The sequence below is a fragment of the Paenarthrobacter ureafaciens genome, from assembly GCF_004028095.1.
Taxonomy (GTDB): Bacteria; Actinomycetota; Actinomycetes; order Actinomycetales; family Micrococcaceae; genus Arthrobacter; species Arthrobacter ureafaciens.
In genome coordinates this window covers 41,063-54,446 of the sequence record NZ_SBHM01000006.1, presented here as the reverse complement: position 1 = coordinate 54,446, position 13,384 = coordinate 41,063, and the positions used below count along the sequence as shown (strand labels likewise).

Below are 13,384 nucleotides of genomic sequence, written 5' to 3'. Positions count from 1 at the left end.
TTCGGTGGCTGTTACTTGACGCCCAGGATGTCGACGACGAACACGAGGTCGCCCTTGGCCTCGCCTTGGCCTTCGGCGCCGTAAGCAAGATCCTGCGGGATGACAAGGAGGACCCGGGAGCCTACGGTCTTGCCGGCGAGGCCCTGCGTCCAGCCCTTAATGACGCCCGTCAACGGGAAGCTGGTGGGCTTGCCGCGATCATAGCTGGAATCGAACTTGGTGCCGTCCTTCAAGGTGACACCCACGTAGTTGACGGTCAGGGTGTCGCTTTCCTTCACCACGGGGCCATTGCCCTTGATCAGGTCCTGCGAGACGAGTTCCTTGGGAGCGGCGACGCCCGCCACGGAGATTTCCGGAATGCCCTGCTCGTTCTCCTTGACCGTGGGCAGGCCTGCGGGCGGGGTCACGGTTTCGCCTTCAGGCTTCTCAAGGGCCTTGGGGGTCTCCTTGGCACCAAGCAGTTTGAACACGACGATCTGGGTGCCCGCTTGTCCGCTGGCGGAGGCGTTGCCGGGAGCCGCGAAAGCAACGTGCGAGCCGACCTTGGCGCCGACAATAGCGTTGTAGATGGCCTCGTTGCCTGCCTTCAGGTCCTCGCCCAGCTCGATCGGCTGGGGGCCGGAAGGGTAAGTATCCTCAATGGTCTTGCCATCGGTACCGTCGACGGCGATATACGCCAGTTCGGCGGTCTGGCCGGCCTTGATCGTTTCCCCGTCGCCTTCGTCCACAACCTTGACGGTGGGTTCGGAGACAGCCAGGGGCTTGGTGAAATCAAGCCCCGGGGCCTTGTCGTCACCGTTGTCGGTTACCTTCAGGGAGGACAGCTTGGAGATGTCTCCCGTGGACTTGCTCGTGGGCTCTGATTCGGGGGCATCCCCGCCTCCGCACGCGGTCAACAGCAGCAGGACAGGAAGGAGTGTGGCTAGGAGTCGTCGCACAAAAAGACACTTTCGTCGGGACAATGGATATTGGAGCAGCGGACGGATATTCGAGCAACGGACATTGCCGTGCCGCATCCAATCAGGTGCCTCTTGGAAAGAGACCAACATCCAGAGTAACCGCCGAAGCTGGGAGTCAGCTCATAGAGTCAAGGAGGGCGTCGACCCTCTCATCCACGCTGCGGAACGGATCCTTGCAGAGAATGGTCTGGTGCGCCCGGTCATTGAGCTTGAGATGGACCCAGTCCACGGTGTAGTCACGGCCCAGTTCCTGCGCCCGACGGACAAAGTCTCCCCGCAGCTTGGCCCGCGTCGACTGCGGCGGAGCGTCCACGGCATCCTTCACCTCGGTCTCCGTGACCAATCGCCGTGCCGCTCCCCTTGACTGGAGGAGGAAGAACAGGCCCCGCTGCCGCGAGATGTCGTGGTAGGTGAGGTCGAGTTGGGCAATCCTCGGCGAATCCAGGCCAATGTCATGGCGCTTCATATAGCCTTCCATGAGTTTCTTCTTGATGGCCCAGTCAACTTCGGTGTCGATGCTGCTGCTGTTCCCGCTCTCGATCGCGTCGAGCGTCCTGGTCCAAAGATCGATGATCAACGGCACGTGTGGATTGTGGGCCCCGTTGGCTGCAACAAACTCTGTGACTTTGGCCAGGTACTCCCTCTGGATGTCCAGTGCTGAGAGCTGCCTGCCGTTGGCCAGGCGGACCAGCGCCCTGCCGCTGAGGTCATGGGAAATTTCGCGGATGCTCCGGATGGGGTTTTCCATGCGCATGTCGCGCATGATAACGCCCGCCTCAATCATGCGGAGGATCAGGTCCACTGTGCCCACTTTGAGCAGGGCGGAAGTCTCCGACATGTTCGAATCGCCCACGATGACGTGCAGACGGCGGTAGAACTCGGCGTCCGCGTGAGGCTCATCACGGGTATTGATGATGGGGCGGGACCTTGTGGTGGCCGAAGAAACGCCTTCCCAAATGTGGTCCGCCCGCTGCGAGAAGGCGAAGGTGGCCCCGTGCGGGGTCTTAAGCACTTTTCCCGCGCCGGCGATCAGTTGCCGCGTCACCAGGAAGGGAATCAGGATCTCGGCCAACCGGGAGAACTCACCGCGCCGCGGTATGAGGTAGTTCTCGTGGCTGCCGTAGGAGTTTCCTGCCGAGTCCGTGTTGTTCTTGAACAGGTACACGGTTCCGTTGAAACCTTCGGCGGCCAGGCGCGCCTGGGCCTCGTCCACGAGGTCGTCCAGGATGAGTTCCCCGGCGCGGTCATGGGCAATCAACTGAGCAAGATCGTCGCACTCGGCTGTGGCGTATTCGGGATGCGAGCCGACGTCCAGGTACAGCCGTGAACCGTTGGTCAGGAAGACGTTGGAAGACCTGCCCCAGCTGACTACTTTGCGGAAGAGGTACCTTGCTACCTCTTCCGGCGCCAAGGGCCTGGAATCGGGGCTCGAATATGAGATCCCGAACTCAGTTTCGATGCCGAATATCCGCTTGTCCATTTCAGGCCTCCTCAACGAGCAACTGGGCAAGATCCTCGGGGAGCAGGCGACGGAAAGCCCGGCGTGTTCCGCGGCTGCTTTCGGATGCGCGCTCCAGGACGGCGGCTTCGACGGCCGTCGGTGGCAGGGCATCCACGTCCTTGTCCGCGGCGAGGGCACGCAGGGCCAGCCGCAGCGCGCCTGGAAAGTCCAGGCCGGCGTCCCAGGTGTCCTTGACGACGTCCGAAATCTGGTCCGCGACACCGCCCATCACCACAAAGCCGTTTTCGTCGGCAATCGAGCCGTCGAAGGTGAGCCTGTACAAGTGGTCCAGCTCCTGCCGGGGGCCAACCTCTGCTACGGCCAGTTCCACCTCGAAGGGTTTCTGTTCGGCAGTGAAGACGGCGCCGAGGCTCTGGGCGTAGACGCTGGCCAGGCCCCGGGCGGTGACGTCCTCGCGGTCGTAGGAATAGCCGCGCACGTCGGCGTAGCGGACCCCTGCCTGCCGCAGGCTCTCAAATTCGTTGTACTTCCCAACGGCAGCGAACGCTATTTTGTCGTATATCTCGCCGATTTTATGCAGCGAAGGAGAGGGATTCTCAGCCACCAAGGCGATCCCGTCCGCGCAGCTGATGACGATGACCGAGCGGCCGCGGGCGATGCCCTTCCGCGCAAAGTCCGCGCGGTCCTTCATCAGCTGCTCAGGTGAGACATAGAACTGCTGCGTCATCTCAGGCCTCCCGTCCGGCGATAGCGCGTGATTCGACAATGGCCGCCGAAATCGCAGCGAGTTCCCGTTCCGGAATCCTCCTGTGACCGGCGCGGTTAACGGCGTACACCACCGGCCACAGCTGCCTGACGGGGTCCGGTCCCCCGGTTGCGGAGTCGTCGTCGGCGGCGTCGTAGAGGGATTCGACGGCGACAGCCACGGCTTCGTCCTCGCTAAGGTTCGGCCGCCACAGCTTTTTCAGGGCACCCCGGGCAAAAACGGAACCCGAGCCGACCGAGTGGTGCTCGTACTCCTCGTACCGGCCACCCGTCAGGTCGTAGGAGAAGAGCCTGCCGGTGGCGGATCCGTGGTCGAATCCGGCAAAGAGCGGTATGACGGCCATCCCCTGCATCGCCATGGGCAGGTTGCCCCGGATCATGGCCCCCAATCGGTTGGCTTTGCCCACCAGGCTGAGGAGCGTGCCTTCGATCTTCTCGTAATGCTCCAGCTCGACTTGGAACAGCCGGGTGATATCGATCGCGAGGCCTGCGGTGCCGGCTATGCCCAGCACGGAGTACTGGTCTGCGGGAAAGACTTTCTCAATGTGCCGGCTCGCGATGACATTGCCCATGGTGGCCCGCCGGTCGCCGGCCATCAGCACGCCGCCGGCATAGGTCATGGCCACAATGGTGGTGGCGTGCGGTGCAGCCGGAGCTGCGCCGGCGGGAAGTGTTTGGTTGAACGGAAGGAGTTCGGGACGCGAGCGTTGGAGATGCTCTGTGAATGAAGACGTTGCCTGGTTGGCCAGGGGGCCGATTGATGGGTCCTGCATTGCTGCACTCCTTCGACTCGCATTCCGATGCCCGGCGGCCTCGCGCCGGCCGGGCAGTACATCCTGTGGTGGTTCGTTACTGGCCGCCCTTTTGGACGAAAGCCCTCACGAATTCCTCGGCGTTGGATTCCAGGACGCCATCGATTTCGTCGAGGAGATCATCCACGCCTTGCGTAGCTTCCGAGGCCTGGGCCTCAGGAGCGGCGGGAGGTGCCTCCGGGACGTCGACTTCAGTCTCAGTTTCCCGCGCCTGGGGTTGCTGCTGCTCCTGACCTGCCATTTCTTTCTCCCTACTGTCCGTCCGCGGGATGCGGACTTCCTACTGCCATATTGCCACGCGATGGGCTGCTCCGCCCGGCTTCGGCCGGGCTGTTTCCGCAGGTGACTGCTGTTGGTTAGTCTCGGGGCGCCGCAGGTTTCCGGCCAAGCAACTCGGCAAGGAACGGGCCTGCTTCCTGGTGCTTCCGGAACAGTGGTTCCGTGAGCGCCTGCGTACCGCGCAATGGCTCCCTGGTGGGTACGCGCTGCAGTTTTCCCAGTCCCGGGACATCGAAAATAACCGAGTCCCAGCTGGCTCCCACGACGTCCTTGCCGAAGGTGGAAACGCATTTACCGCGGAAGTACGCACGGGTATCCACCGGCGGTTCGCTGACCGCCCTGGTGACATCGGCGTCGTCGACTATCCGCAGCATGCGGTTCCTGGAAAGCAGCCGGTAGTAGAGGCCTTTCTCCGGCCGGATATCTGACCACTGCAGGTCCACGAGGCCAAGCCGGGCGTCATCCCACTCCAGACCGTCGCGGCTGCGGTAGCCCTCCAGGAGCGACTTCTTGGCCACCCATTCCACGGACGTTGCCGTCGCCGGGTCCGTGCCCAGCGCCGTCAGCGTGGACTCCCAGCGCTCCAGCACCTCATGGGTGTGGCCGTCACCGCTGATGGCGTCCGCGACGCCGGTTTCCTGGGCGAGCTTCGCCGCCGCCTCGAAGTACATCCACTGCAGGTCCAGGGCTGTCACGTGACGGCCGTCCATGAGCCGTACGGTGGCGGTGAGGCTCGTGTCGTGGCTGACCGCCTGCAGGGCGTGAACCGGCTCATGGACCTCGATCCTGGGCGCCTGGCCGGCCTCAATGAGGCTTAGCACCATGGCAGTGGTGCCGAACTTAAGGAAGTTCGACAGCTGGCTGAGGTTGGCGTCGCCGATGATGACGTGCAGGCGGCGGTACTTGTCCGCCGTGGCGTGCGGTTCGTCCCGGGTGTTGATAATCGGCCTGCGGATGGTCGTCTCAAGGCCTACCTCAGCCTCGAAGAAGTCCGCCCTTTGGCTGATCTGGTAGCCGGGGGTGGAGCTATCCTGCCCCAGGCCCACGCGGCCCGCCCCGCAGACCACTTGCCGCGAGATGAAGAACGGAGTCAGCCCGCGGATGATGTCGCCGAAAGGAACCGATCGCGGCATGAGGTAGTTCTCGTGCGAGCCGTAGGATACGGCCTTGTTGTCTGTGTTGTTCTTGTAGAGGTTAATCGGCGGCAGGTTGGTATCTGCGGCAACCTTGCGCACCGTGGCCAAGGCAACCAGGTCCCCTGCTGCGTCCCAGGTCACGGCATCGCGCGGGTTGGTGACTTCGGGGCTGGAGTACTCGGGGTGGGCGTGGTCTACGTACAGCCTGGCGCCGTTGCCGAGCACCATGTTCATCAGGAGGGAGCCGGATTCGTCCGCGCCGTCAAGCTCCAGTTCCTGGCGCCCGTACGCCAAGGCGACTGCCTCGGCGTCGAGCACCGGCGGCTGGTCGGTGAGCTGGCTCGGATCCGCGGCCGAACGTTCCAAGGTCCAGCCCCGGGCGTCGTGGAGTGGTTCCTCGTCGGTGTAATCCCAGCGCGTCTCCGCTCCCCCGGCAGCACGCTGCCGCGTGACGGTCGCGTACGCCTGGATGATCCGGGCAGACATCATGGTGGCGTTGGCGCCGGGCGCAGACGGAGCATGGATCCCATACTCCGTCTCCGAACCCATGACGCGCATTGCCCCGCCTGCAGGCAGTTTCTCCTGGGGCAGGTTGTCGTCTCGTGAGGTCACAGGTATTGGCCCGTATTCGCCGTAGTTTCAATTGACTTGCCGGGTTCCTGGCCGGCCTTGCCCTGGACGATGGTGCGGATGTACGTGATGCGTTCACCCTTCTTGCCCGAGATCCGGGCCCAGTCGTCCGGATTGGTGGTGTTGGGCATGTCCTCGTGCTCGCGGAACTCATCCACTACCGCCTTGAGCAGGTGGTCGATCCGCAGGCCCTTTTGGTGGTTGGTGAGGAGGTCCTTGATGGCGTACTTCTTGGCGCGGTCAACCACGTTTTGCACGACTGCCCCGGAGTTGAAGTCCTTGAAATACAGCATCTCCGTATCACCGTTGGCATAGGTGACCTCGAGGTATTCGTTCGACTTCTCCGTGGAGTACATCGCCTCCACGGTCCGCTGGATCATCGCATCCACCGTGGCCTGGACATCTCCGCCGTATTCGGCGAGGTCCTGGGCATGGAACGGCAGGTCGGTGGTGATGTACTTGCCGAAGATGTCAGCTGCTGCCTCAGCGTCGGGCCGCTGGATTTTTACCTTCACGTCCAGGCGGCCCGGCCGCAGGATGGCGGGGTCGATCATGTCCTCGCGGTTTGAGGCACCGATCACGATGACGTTGTCGAGCCGTTCCACGCCGTCGATCTCGCTGAGCAGCTGCGGGACGATGGTGGTCTCGACGTCGGAAGAGACACCGGTGCCGCGGGTGCGGAACAGCGAATCCATCTCGTCGAAGAACACCACGACGGGGCTGCCGTCCGAAGCTTTCTCGCGGGCCCGGGCGAAGATCAGGCGGATGTGCCGCTCGGTCTCGCCGACGTACTTGTCCAGGAGCTCCGGCCCCTTGATGTTCAGGAAGTAGCTCTTGAGGTCGGTGTTGCCTGCCCGCTCGGCAGCCCGGGCAGCCAGGGAATTGGCCACGGCCTTGGCGATGAGCGTCTTGCCGCAACCCGGAGGACCGTAAAGGAGGATTCCCTTGGGTGCCTTGAGGCCATGCTCCCGGTAGAGGTCGGGATGCAGGAACGGCAGTTCAACGGCGTCGCGGATTTGTTCGATCTGCGGACCGAGGCCGCCGATGTCCTGGTAGGTGATGTCAGGGACTTCCTCCAGCACGAGGTTTTCAACCTCGGCGCGGGGCACCTTTTCCAAGGCGTAGCCCGTCCGCGAATCCAGCGACAGTGCGTCTCCCACCTTCAGGTGGACGTTTTGGAGGGCACCCGAGAGCCGGACAACGCGTTCCTCGTCAGCGCGGCCGACCACCAGGGCACGGTCCTTGCCCAGAAGCTCCTTGAGCGTTACCAGTTCGCCGGCGCGTTCATAGCCGAGCGCCGCAACAACCAGGAGTGCCTCGTTGAGGAGGACTTCCTGCCCGACTGCGAGCTGGTTGACGTTAACCAACGGGCTGATGCCAACCCGCATCTTCCTGCCGGCGTTGAAGATGTCCACTGACTCTTCAGTGGCCGCCTGGCCGGAATTTCCTGCCGTCGGCCGGCGGCGGGGATTGATCTGGACAACGGTGCCGAAGCTGTACGGCGGTTGGCCTTCCTGCTCGAGGGCACCCTTGAGCCGGAGGATCTCAGCCTTGGCTGTTTCCAGCATGTTGACCAGTTTGCTGTTGTTCTGGGTGGCGGCTGCGAGCTGGCGGTCGATGTGGCGGAGTTTGTCCCTCAGGATGTTGATCTGCCGCTCAGCCACAGTCAATTCACTGGAAGGGTCCGGCGGTTGGATGGCGCCCCGCCTTTGGCGGGCAGCCTCTTCCGCTGCGGCATTCGCTTCTTCCGGCGTCGGCCGTCCAATGTCGTTGTTCGACGTATCCACGATTCATCAGCCCCTTCCTGCGCTTAACAAGACCATAGTCCCGAAAAGCTCAGGGGGCTGTGTGACATCCGGAATGCGGACCCTATTGTGACCTTTGTCAGTTTGTGACCGGGGGATCATCCTGGACGTTGGTTCCGGCAATGGCGTCCCTTGCGGCCCGGCGAAGCTTCTTGTCGGAGACCGAACGCTCCCCCACGGCACCCGGTGTCCAGGCGTTGAGGTCCTCTTCGCTGAATTCCGTCTTGGACGGGCGGCGCTTGACCGAAATTCCGGTCACGCCGTCGGCCAGGCGGCGGGTCACCAGAAGGAACCCCGTGTGGGCTACCATGCGGTGGTCCGGTCGGACAGCCAAGCCTTCAAGGTGCCAGCCGCGGACCATGGATTCCCACGCATCCGGTTCAGTGAAACGGCCATCGGCCCTGATGGCTTCGGCAGTGCGCGAAAGCTGGGTGACGGTGGCAACGTAGTTGATCCACACCCCGCCCGGGGCAAGGACCGTGGCGACCGCGTCGAGGCATTCCCAGGGCGCGAGCATGTCCAGCACCACGCGGTCGACGGAACCGGGTGCCTCGGCCTTGACCACTTCCTCCTGGAAATCCCCGAGGGAGATCTGCCAGGCAGGGTGCGGTCCGCCGAAGATGGTCTCCACGTTTCCGCGCGCGATGTCCGCGAATTCCTCGCGCCGTTCGAACGAGTGGAGGTAGCCGCCGTCGCCGATTGCCCGAAGCAGCGAGATGGACAGCGCGCCGGAGCCGACACCGGCTTCCACTACCCGGGCGCCGGGGAAGATATCGGCCATGGTGACGATCTGGCCGGCGTCTTTCGGGTAGACCACTGCAGCGCCGCGGGGCATGGACAGGACGAAGTCCGAAAGCAGCGGACGCAGGGTCTGGTACTGCTGGCCGATGTTGTTGCTGACAACGGAACCATCAACCTTGCCGATGATCTCGTCGTGGTTCAGGAATCCGCGGTGGGTGTGGAAGGCGCCGCCGACTTCCAGGGTAATGGTGTTCATGCGTCCACGCTCATCAGTGAGCTGGACGCGTTCCCCCACCCGGAAAGGTCCCCGACGGCGGGCTGCCCCGGTTGGCTGGGCAGCGCCCGTGGCTGCGCTTGTCTCCGTGGCGGCGGTTTCGCTGCTCATCTGGTTTTCCTCGCTCCTGTGCGGCTGGACTGCAATGGCTTGCTGCCCATGGACGCTAAAAATCTGTTTGTTCTTATTGCGGGCCGGCAGGTAACTCTACCGGCAAGAGTGTCAGGCGCGCCCGCTCCGGCGGGCCTCTTTACCTGTTATAGCCGTCACTACTGCTTCTTGCCGGAGCAGGCCGGTGACATATCCGTTGTGGTCCACCACCGCGTACTCACCGCCGTCGAGCTTGGCCAGGTACTGGATGAGCTCCTGGCCCTTGGACCATTCAGGGACGTATGCGCCGGCGGCCAGCGGGTGCGCAACGGCGGTGACCGGCGTCCTCGAATGGACCTGGGGTGGCACCGCGGCTGCGGCCCCGGGATTGAGGACGCCCTGGGGCTTGCCGTCCGGGCCGCAAATGACGACGGCGGGAGTTCCGCCGGGGGCCAAGGCCAAGGCATCGGCGACCGTTGCGGTGTTCGGAATTCCGACGGCGGGATCGGCCAGGCCGGCGGCACTGACGAGGTAGAGGCGGCTGCGGAGTTTACCGTGCTGGATGGAGCTGGAAGCGCCTACCCAGAGGAATCCGCAAACGAGGACCGTGATCAGCGTCAGGTTCAGATCCAGCCGCGAACCGCTGAAGAACGGCAGCGCGATGAACCAGATGAACAGTGCCACGGCAATGGCGCGACCGGACCATCCTGCGGCGATTGCGCCCTTCTCCTGGCTTCCGGTGGCCTTCCAGACGGCGGACTCCACCAGCCTGCCGCCGTCCAGGGGGGTGCCGGGAAGGACGTTGAAGATGCCTATCAGGAAGTTGGCCCACATGAGGATGTTTGCCAGCATCTCGATGACGCCCTCAAAAACCCCGCCAAAGACAAATGGTGCCAAGGCCCCGGCCAGGATGAAGTTCGAGGCCGGGCCCGCCATGGCCACCACCACGGCACGGCCTGGCGATGAGGTGAAGTTCTGGAACTGTGTGTGCCCGCCCCAGAGGTTGAGCACGATCCTGTCGGTGGGCCACTTGAACGCTTTTGCGCTCAGTGCGTGGGCAAGTTCATGGACCAGTACCGAAACGGCCAGAAGCAGGGCATATCCGAACGCCACGAAGTATGCGCCGATGCCCAAGCCCGGAAACTGGATGAGGACGGCAGGTCCGTAGACGATCACCGTGAAAGCCGCGATCAGGAACCAGGAGTAGGCAAGGTAAACGGGGATCCCGGCAATTTTCCCCAGGGGGATGCCGTCCTTCTTGGGGGCAGCGTGGTGATGGGGCGCGGAGGGACTGCTCACTTATAGGCCCCTTCGAGCGTGTTTCCGGTGGGGGTCGGAACGGACTGAAGATGACGGTCGGTCACCAATTGCGCCAGATCGGCTGACGTCCGTCCGCTCAGCGTTTCCCACAGAATCATGCGGGCATCATCAGGCAAGGGGACCTGGTGCGGAACTCCCACGGTGATGACGCCCGAAGCCATGGCCGCGGTGGCGCCGGGAACAGAGTCTTCCAACGCCACGCAGTGCTCGATCCCCAGGGAAGGATCGTCGCGCCGGAGTCGATCGACAGCCGTGAGGTAGGCCTCCGGATGGGGTTTGCCGTTGGTGACGGTGTCTCCCGTCACCAGGAACTCGAAGTAGGGCTTGGCCAGGCTCTCAACCACCACTGACGCCAAGGGTCCTTCAGACATGGTGACGAGCGCGCACCGGACTCCGGCGCCGTGCAGGTCATCCAACAACTCCCGGGCGCCGGGACGCCACGGCACTTGGTTCCGGACCTGGGCGATGACCTCGCTGCTCAGCGTATCGATGATGTGGCGGGCTTCCATGCGCACGCCTGCCGCCTGCAGGATGCCTGCGGAATGGAGGAGGGATTGGCCCACGAGCTGCATGGCCTGCTGGTGGGACCAGGTTCCGCCATGCGCTTCAACCAGCGCCCGTTCCGCGGAAATCCAGTAGGGCTCCGTATCCACGAGAGTGCCATCCATGTCCCAGAGCACGGCTTTCAGGGAGGGCTGGCTGGGTGAAGAATGCATGGGTTCAAGTCTACGTGGAACCGGGGCCCGCCCTTGCCGGGTCATTTTGCTGTCCGCGAATCCGGGACACGCGCCCGCGTAAATGCCATGCATCGGCGAGGGTCTTGGACGTAGGGTGAATGGATGAACAGTGTGGACGGGAACCCGGATGGACACGATGGTGCGGCTGAGGTTGAGCGTTTCCTCAAGGAACCTGCTGAGGGCCAGCGCGTCACCGTAATGATCGCTGCGTTCGAAGGATGGAACGACGCCGGGGAAGCTGCCAGCGATGCTTTGCACTACCTGAACAAACTGTGGGACGGCAAGAAGGTTGGAACCGTAGATGCCGAGGAGTACTACGATTTCCAGTTCACCCGCCCCACCGTTCGCCGCACATCATCGGGTGCGCGGAAGGTGAAATGGCCCTCCACCCGCATCTATAAGGCGGCGGTCCCGGACAGCAACGTGGACGTGGTTTTTGTCCTCGGCACGGAACCGTCCTACCGTTGGCGGGCGTACACCACCGAGCTTTTGGTCCATGCCGAGGCCCTCAAGGTGGATGCAGTAATCCTGGTGGGCGCCCTCCTGGCCGATGTGCCCCACAGCCGGCCCATCCCCGTGAGTACTACTACCGAGGACGACTCACTGCGCGAACGCCTGAATCTGGAGGCATCGCAGTACGAAGGCCCGGTAGGCATCGTTGGAGTCCTGGCGGAGTTTGCCATGCTCGCCGGGCTCCCGACCGTTTCTCTTTGGGCAGCAGTTCCGCATTACGTCGCCCAGCCGCCGTCCCCTAAGGCCCAGCTGGCCATCCTCCACCGGATCGAGGACCTGCTCCAGGTTCCGGTGGACAGCCAGGCGCTGGCCGAGGAATCGGAAGCCTGGGAACGCGGCGTGGACGAGCTCGCAACCGAAGACCCGGAAATCGCGGCCTATGTCCGGCAGCTTGAGGAAGCAAAGGACACAGCAGACCTCCCGGAAGCCTCCGGCGAGTCGATTGCCAGGGAATTTGAGCGCTACCTCAAGCGGCGGGGCAAGGACCGGCCCTGACGCCGTAGCTGCACGAACGAACGGCCCCGGCGTCTGGTGGACGCCGGGGCCGTTCGTTTCAGCAGGGGCCTAGAGTTCGACGCCGAGCAAGGCGTTAACGGCATCGCTCACCAAGGCGCCATCGGCAGAAGACACGGCGCTGCCGGTTTGGTTGCGGAGCGATTCTGCCGCCCAACGGTCGACGGCGGCGAGGGCACCGGGAGCGTTGAGGTCCTCCGCCAGCTCGGTGCGCATGGCGGCGATGAGCGGCGCGGCCGATCCGGCAGCCGCCCGGGTTGCAGCTTTGCGCCACGTGGCCAGCCGGTCCTTCGCCGCCGCGAAGCCGTCGTCGGTCCAGGACCAGTCGGAGCGGTAGTGGTGGGCCAGGATGGCCAGCCTGATGGCAGCCGGCTCCTCCCCCGCGGCCCGCAGCTTTGAGACCAGCACCAGGTTGCCCTTGGATTTGCTCATCTTCTCGCCGTCAAGCCCTACCATGCCGGAATGGGCGTAGTGGTGGGCCAAAGGAACTCCGGCCAACGAGTAGGCATGTCCCGCCCCCATCTCGTGGTGGGGGAAGACGAGATCAGAGCCACCGCCCTGAACTGTGAACGGGGCAGGAAGGTACTTCTGTGCGATCACGGTACATTCGATGTGCCACCCCGGGCGCCCGTCACCCAGGCTTGCTCCGGGCCAGCTCGGCTCGCCCTCCCTGGCAACACGCCACAAGAGCGGGTCCAGGGCCTGCCTCTTACCGGGCCGGGCAGGGTCCCCGCCGCGTTCGGCGAAGAGTTCCATCATCTCGGCCTCGCCGAGGCCGGAAACAGCGCCCAGCGTCCAGGCGTCCGTCGCCGAGGAGTGCTTTCCTGCCGCCTCGACGTCATAGTAGACGTCGCCGTCGGGCTCCCCGTCGGTTCCGTGGACGCGGTAGGCGACTCCGTCGGCAATGAGTTTCTCGATGGCGGGCACGATGTCCGGGATGGCTTCGACGGCGCCGATGTAATGATCCGGAGCCAGGACATTGAGCGCATCCATGTCCGTGTGGAACAGCTCGATCTGGCTGGCTGCCAGTTCACGCCAGTCAACGTTGGTGGCGTTGGCGCGCTCCAAAAGGGGATCGTCGATGTCCGTCACGTTCTGGACGTAGGAAACCTTGGATCCGGCATCCCGCCATGCCCGGTTGAGGAGATCAAAAGCTACGTAGCTCGCAGCGTGCCCCATGTGCGTGGCGTCGTACGGCGTAATGCCGCACACATACATGGACTGTTCCGGCTGCGGCGCAATGTCAACGACGCGGCCCAAAGCGGTGTCGAACAGGCGCAGGGGCGGAAGGCTGCCGGGCAGCCCGGGAACAGGGCGGGAGATCCACGATTTCACGACTCAACCTTAG

General features: G+C 63.8%; 12 protein-coding genes. 1 reads left to right on the top strand and 11 read right to left on the bottom strand.

Annotation, left to right across the window (positions count from 1 at the left end; all coding sequences use genetic code 11):
• Nucleotides 1-11: 11 nt before the first annotated feature.
• The 10 genes from AUR_RS01335 to AUR_RS01290 form a co-directional block, all read right to left on the bottom strand.
• Nucleotides 12-938, bottom strand: a complete 927-nt coding sequence (locus tag AUR_RS01335) for an FKBP-type peptidyl-prolyl cis-trans isomerase (protein ID WP_062096885.1) — start codon at nucleotides 936-938, stop codon at nucleotides 12-14.
• 136 nt (nucleotides 939-1,074) lie between these two features.
• Nucleotides 1,075-2,439: a Pup--protein ligase gene (gene pafA, locus AUR_RS01330; RefSeq protein ID WP_021470494.1), complete on the bottom strand. Its 1,365-nt coding sequence runs from the start codon at nucleotides 2,437-2,439 to the stop codon at nucleotides 1,075-1,077.
• Nucleotide 2,440: 1 nt separating this feature from the next.
• Complete coding sequence (gene prcA, locus AUR_RS01325; protein WP_021470493.1) at nucleotides 2,441-3,148, bottom strand: proteasome subunit alpha; 708 nt, start codon at nucleotides 3,146-3,148, stop codon at nucleotides 2,441-2,443.
• A gap of 1 nt (nucleotide 3,149) precedes the next feature.
• A complete protein-coding gene (gene prcB, locus AUR_RS01320; protein ID WP_021470492.1) occupies nucleotides 3,150-3,959 on the bottom strand; it encodes a proteasome subunit beta in 810 nt (269 codons plus the stop codon).
• Nucleotides 3,960-4,035: 76 nt separating this feature from the next.
• Nucleotides 4,036-4,239 (bottom strand): ubiquitin-like protein Pup, encoded by a 204-nt coding sequence (locus tag AUR_RS01315; protein ID WP_062096884.1) that lies wholly within the window; start codon nucleotides 4,237-4,239, stop codon nucleotides 4,036-4,038.
• 115 nt (nucleotides 4,240-4,354) lie between these two features.
• Nucleotides 4,355-5,971, bottom strand: coding sequence for a depupylase/deamidase Dop (gene dop, locus AUR_RS01310; protein WP_062096883.1), 1,617 nt, complete (start codon nucleotides 5,969-5,971; stop codon nucleotides 4,355-4,357).
• A 50-nt stretch (nucleotides 5,972-6,021) separates the two neighbouring features.
• Complete coding sequence (gene arc / locus AUR_RS01305) at nucleotides 6,022-7,830, bottom strand: proteasome ATPase (protein ID WP_082694550.1); 1,809 nt, start codon at nucleotides 7,828-7,830, stop codon at nucleotides 6,022-6,024.
• 97 nt (nucleotides 7,831-7,927) lie between these two features.
• Nucleotides 7,928-8,974, bottom strand: a complete 1,047-nt coding sequence (locus AUR_RS01300; protein ID WP_021470488.1) for a tRNA (adenine-N1)-methyltransferase — start codon at nucleotides 8,972-8,974, stop codon at nucleotides 7,928-7,930.
• Nucleotides 8,975-9,085: 111 nt separating this feature from the next.
• The gene (locus AUR_RS01295; protein ID WP_021470487.1) at nucleotides 9,086-10,252 is read right to left on the bottom strand and encodes a site-2 protease family protein; all 1,167 of its coding nucleotides are present in this window, start codon (nucleotides 10,250-10,252) and stop codon (nucleotides 9,086-9,088) included.
• Complete coding sequence (locus tag AUR_RS01290) at nucleotides 10,249-10,989, bottom strand: HAD family hydrolase (protein ID WP_043427827.1); 741 nt, start codon at nucleotides 10,987-10,989, stop codon at nucleotides 10,249-10,251. Before AUR_RS01290 ends, AUR_RS01295 begins: the two co-directional genes overlap by 4 nt.
• Nucleotides 10,990-11,112: 123 nt before the next feature.
• On the opposite strand from AUR_RS01290, the gene AUR_RS01285 reads away from it, so the two are divergent.
• Nucleotides 11,113-12,018, top strand: a complete 906-nt coding sequence (locus AUR_RS01285; RefSeq protein ID WP_021470485.1) for a PAC2 family protein — start codon at nucleotides 11,113-11,115, stop codon at nucleotides 12,016-12,018.
• A 69-nt stretch (nucleotides 12,019-12,087) separates the two neighbouring features.
• Here the strand turns inward: AUR_RS01285 and mshC are convergent, their stop codons facing one another.
• Nucleotides 12,088-13,371: a cysteine--1-D-myo-inosityl 2-amino-2-deoxy-alpha-D-glucopyranoside ligase gene (mshC, locus tag AUR_RS01280; RefSeq protein ID WP_062096882.1), complete on the bottom strand. Its 1,284-nt coding sequence runs from the start codon at nucleotides 13,369-13,371 to the stop codon at nucleotides 12,088-12,090.
• Nucleotides 13,372-13,384: the final 13 nt, after the last annotated feature.

Coding starts and splice junctions, on each gene's coding strand:
- AUR_RS01285 (WP_021470485.1), top strand. CDS start 11,113: ATGAACAGTGTGGACGGGAACCCGGATGGACACGATGGTGCGGCTGAG.
- pafA (WP_021470494.1), bottom strand. CDS start 2,439: ATGGACAAGCGGATATTCGGCATCGAAACTGAGTTCGGGATCTCATAT.
- AUR_RS01315 (WP_062096884.1), bottom strand. CDS start 4,239: ATGGCAGGTCAGGAGCAGCAGCAACCCCAGGCGCGGGAAACTGAGACT.
- dop (WP_062096883.1), bottom strand. CDS start 5,971: ATGCGCGTCATGGGTTCGGAGACGGAGTATGGGATCCATGCTCCGTCT.
- prcB (WP_021470492.1), bottom strand. CDS start 3,959: ATGCAGGACCCATCAATCGGCCCCCTGGCCAACCAGGCAACGTCTTCA.
- AUR_RS01290 (WP_043427827.1), bottom strand. CDS start 10,989: ATGCATTCTTCACCCAGCCAGCCCTCCCTGAAAGCCGTGCTCTGGGAC.
- AUR_RS01300 (WP_021470488.1), bottom strand. CDS start 8,974: ATGAGCAGCGAAACCGCCGCCACGGAGACAAGCGCAGCCACGGGCGCT.
- prcA (WP_021470493.1), bottom strand. CDS start 3,148: ATGACGCAGCAGTTCTATGTCTCACCTGAGCAGCTGATGAAGGACCGC.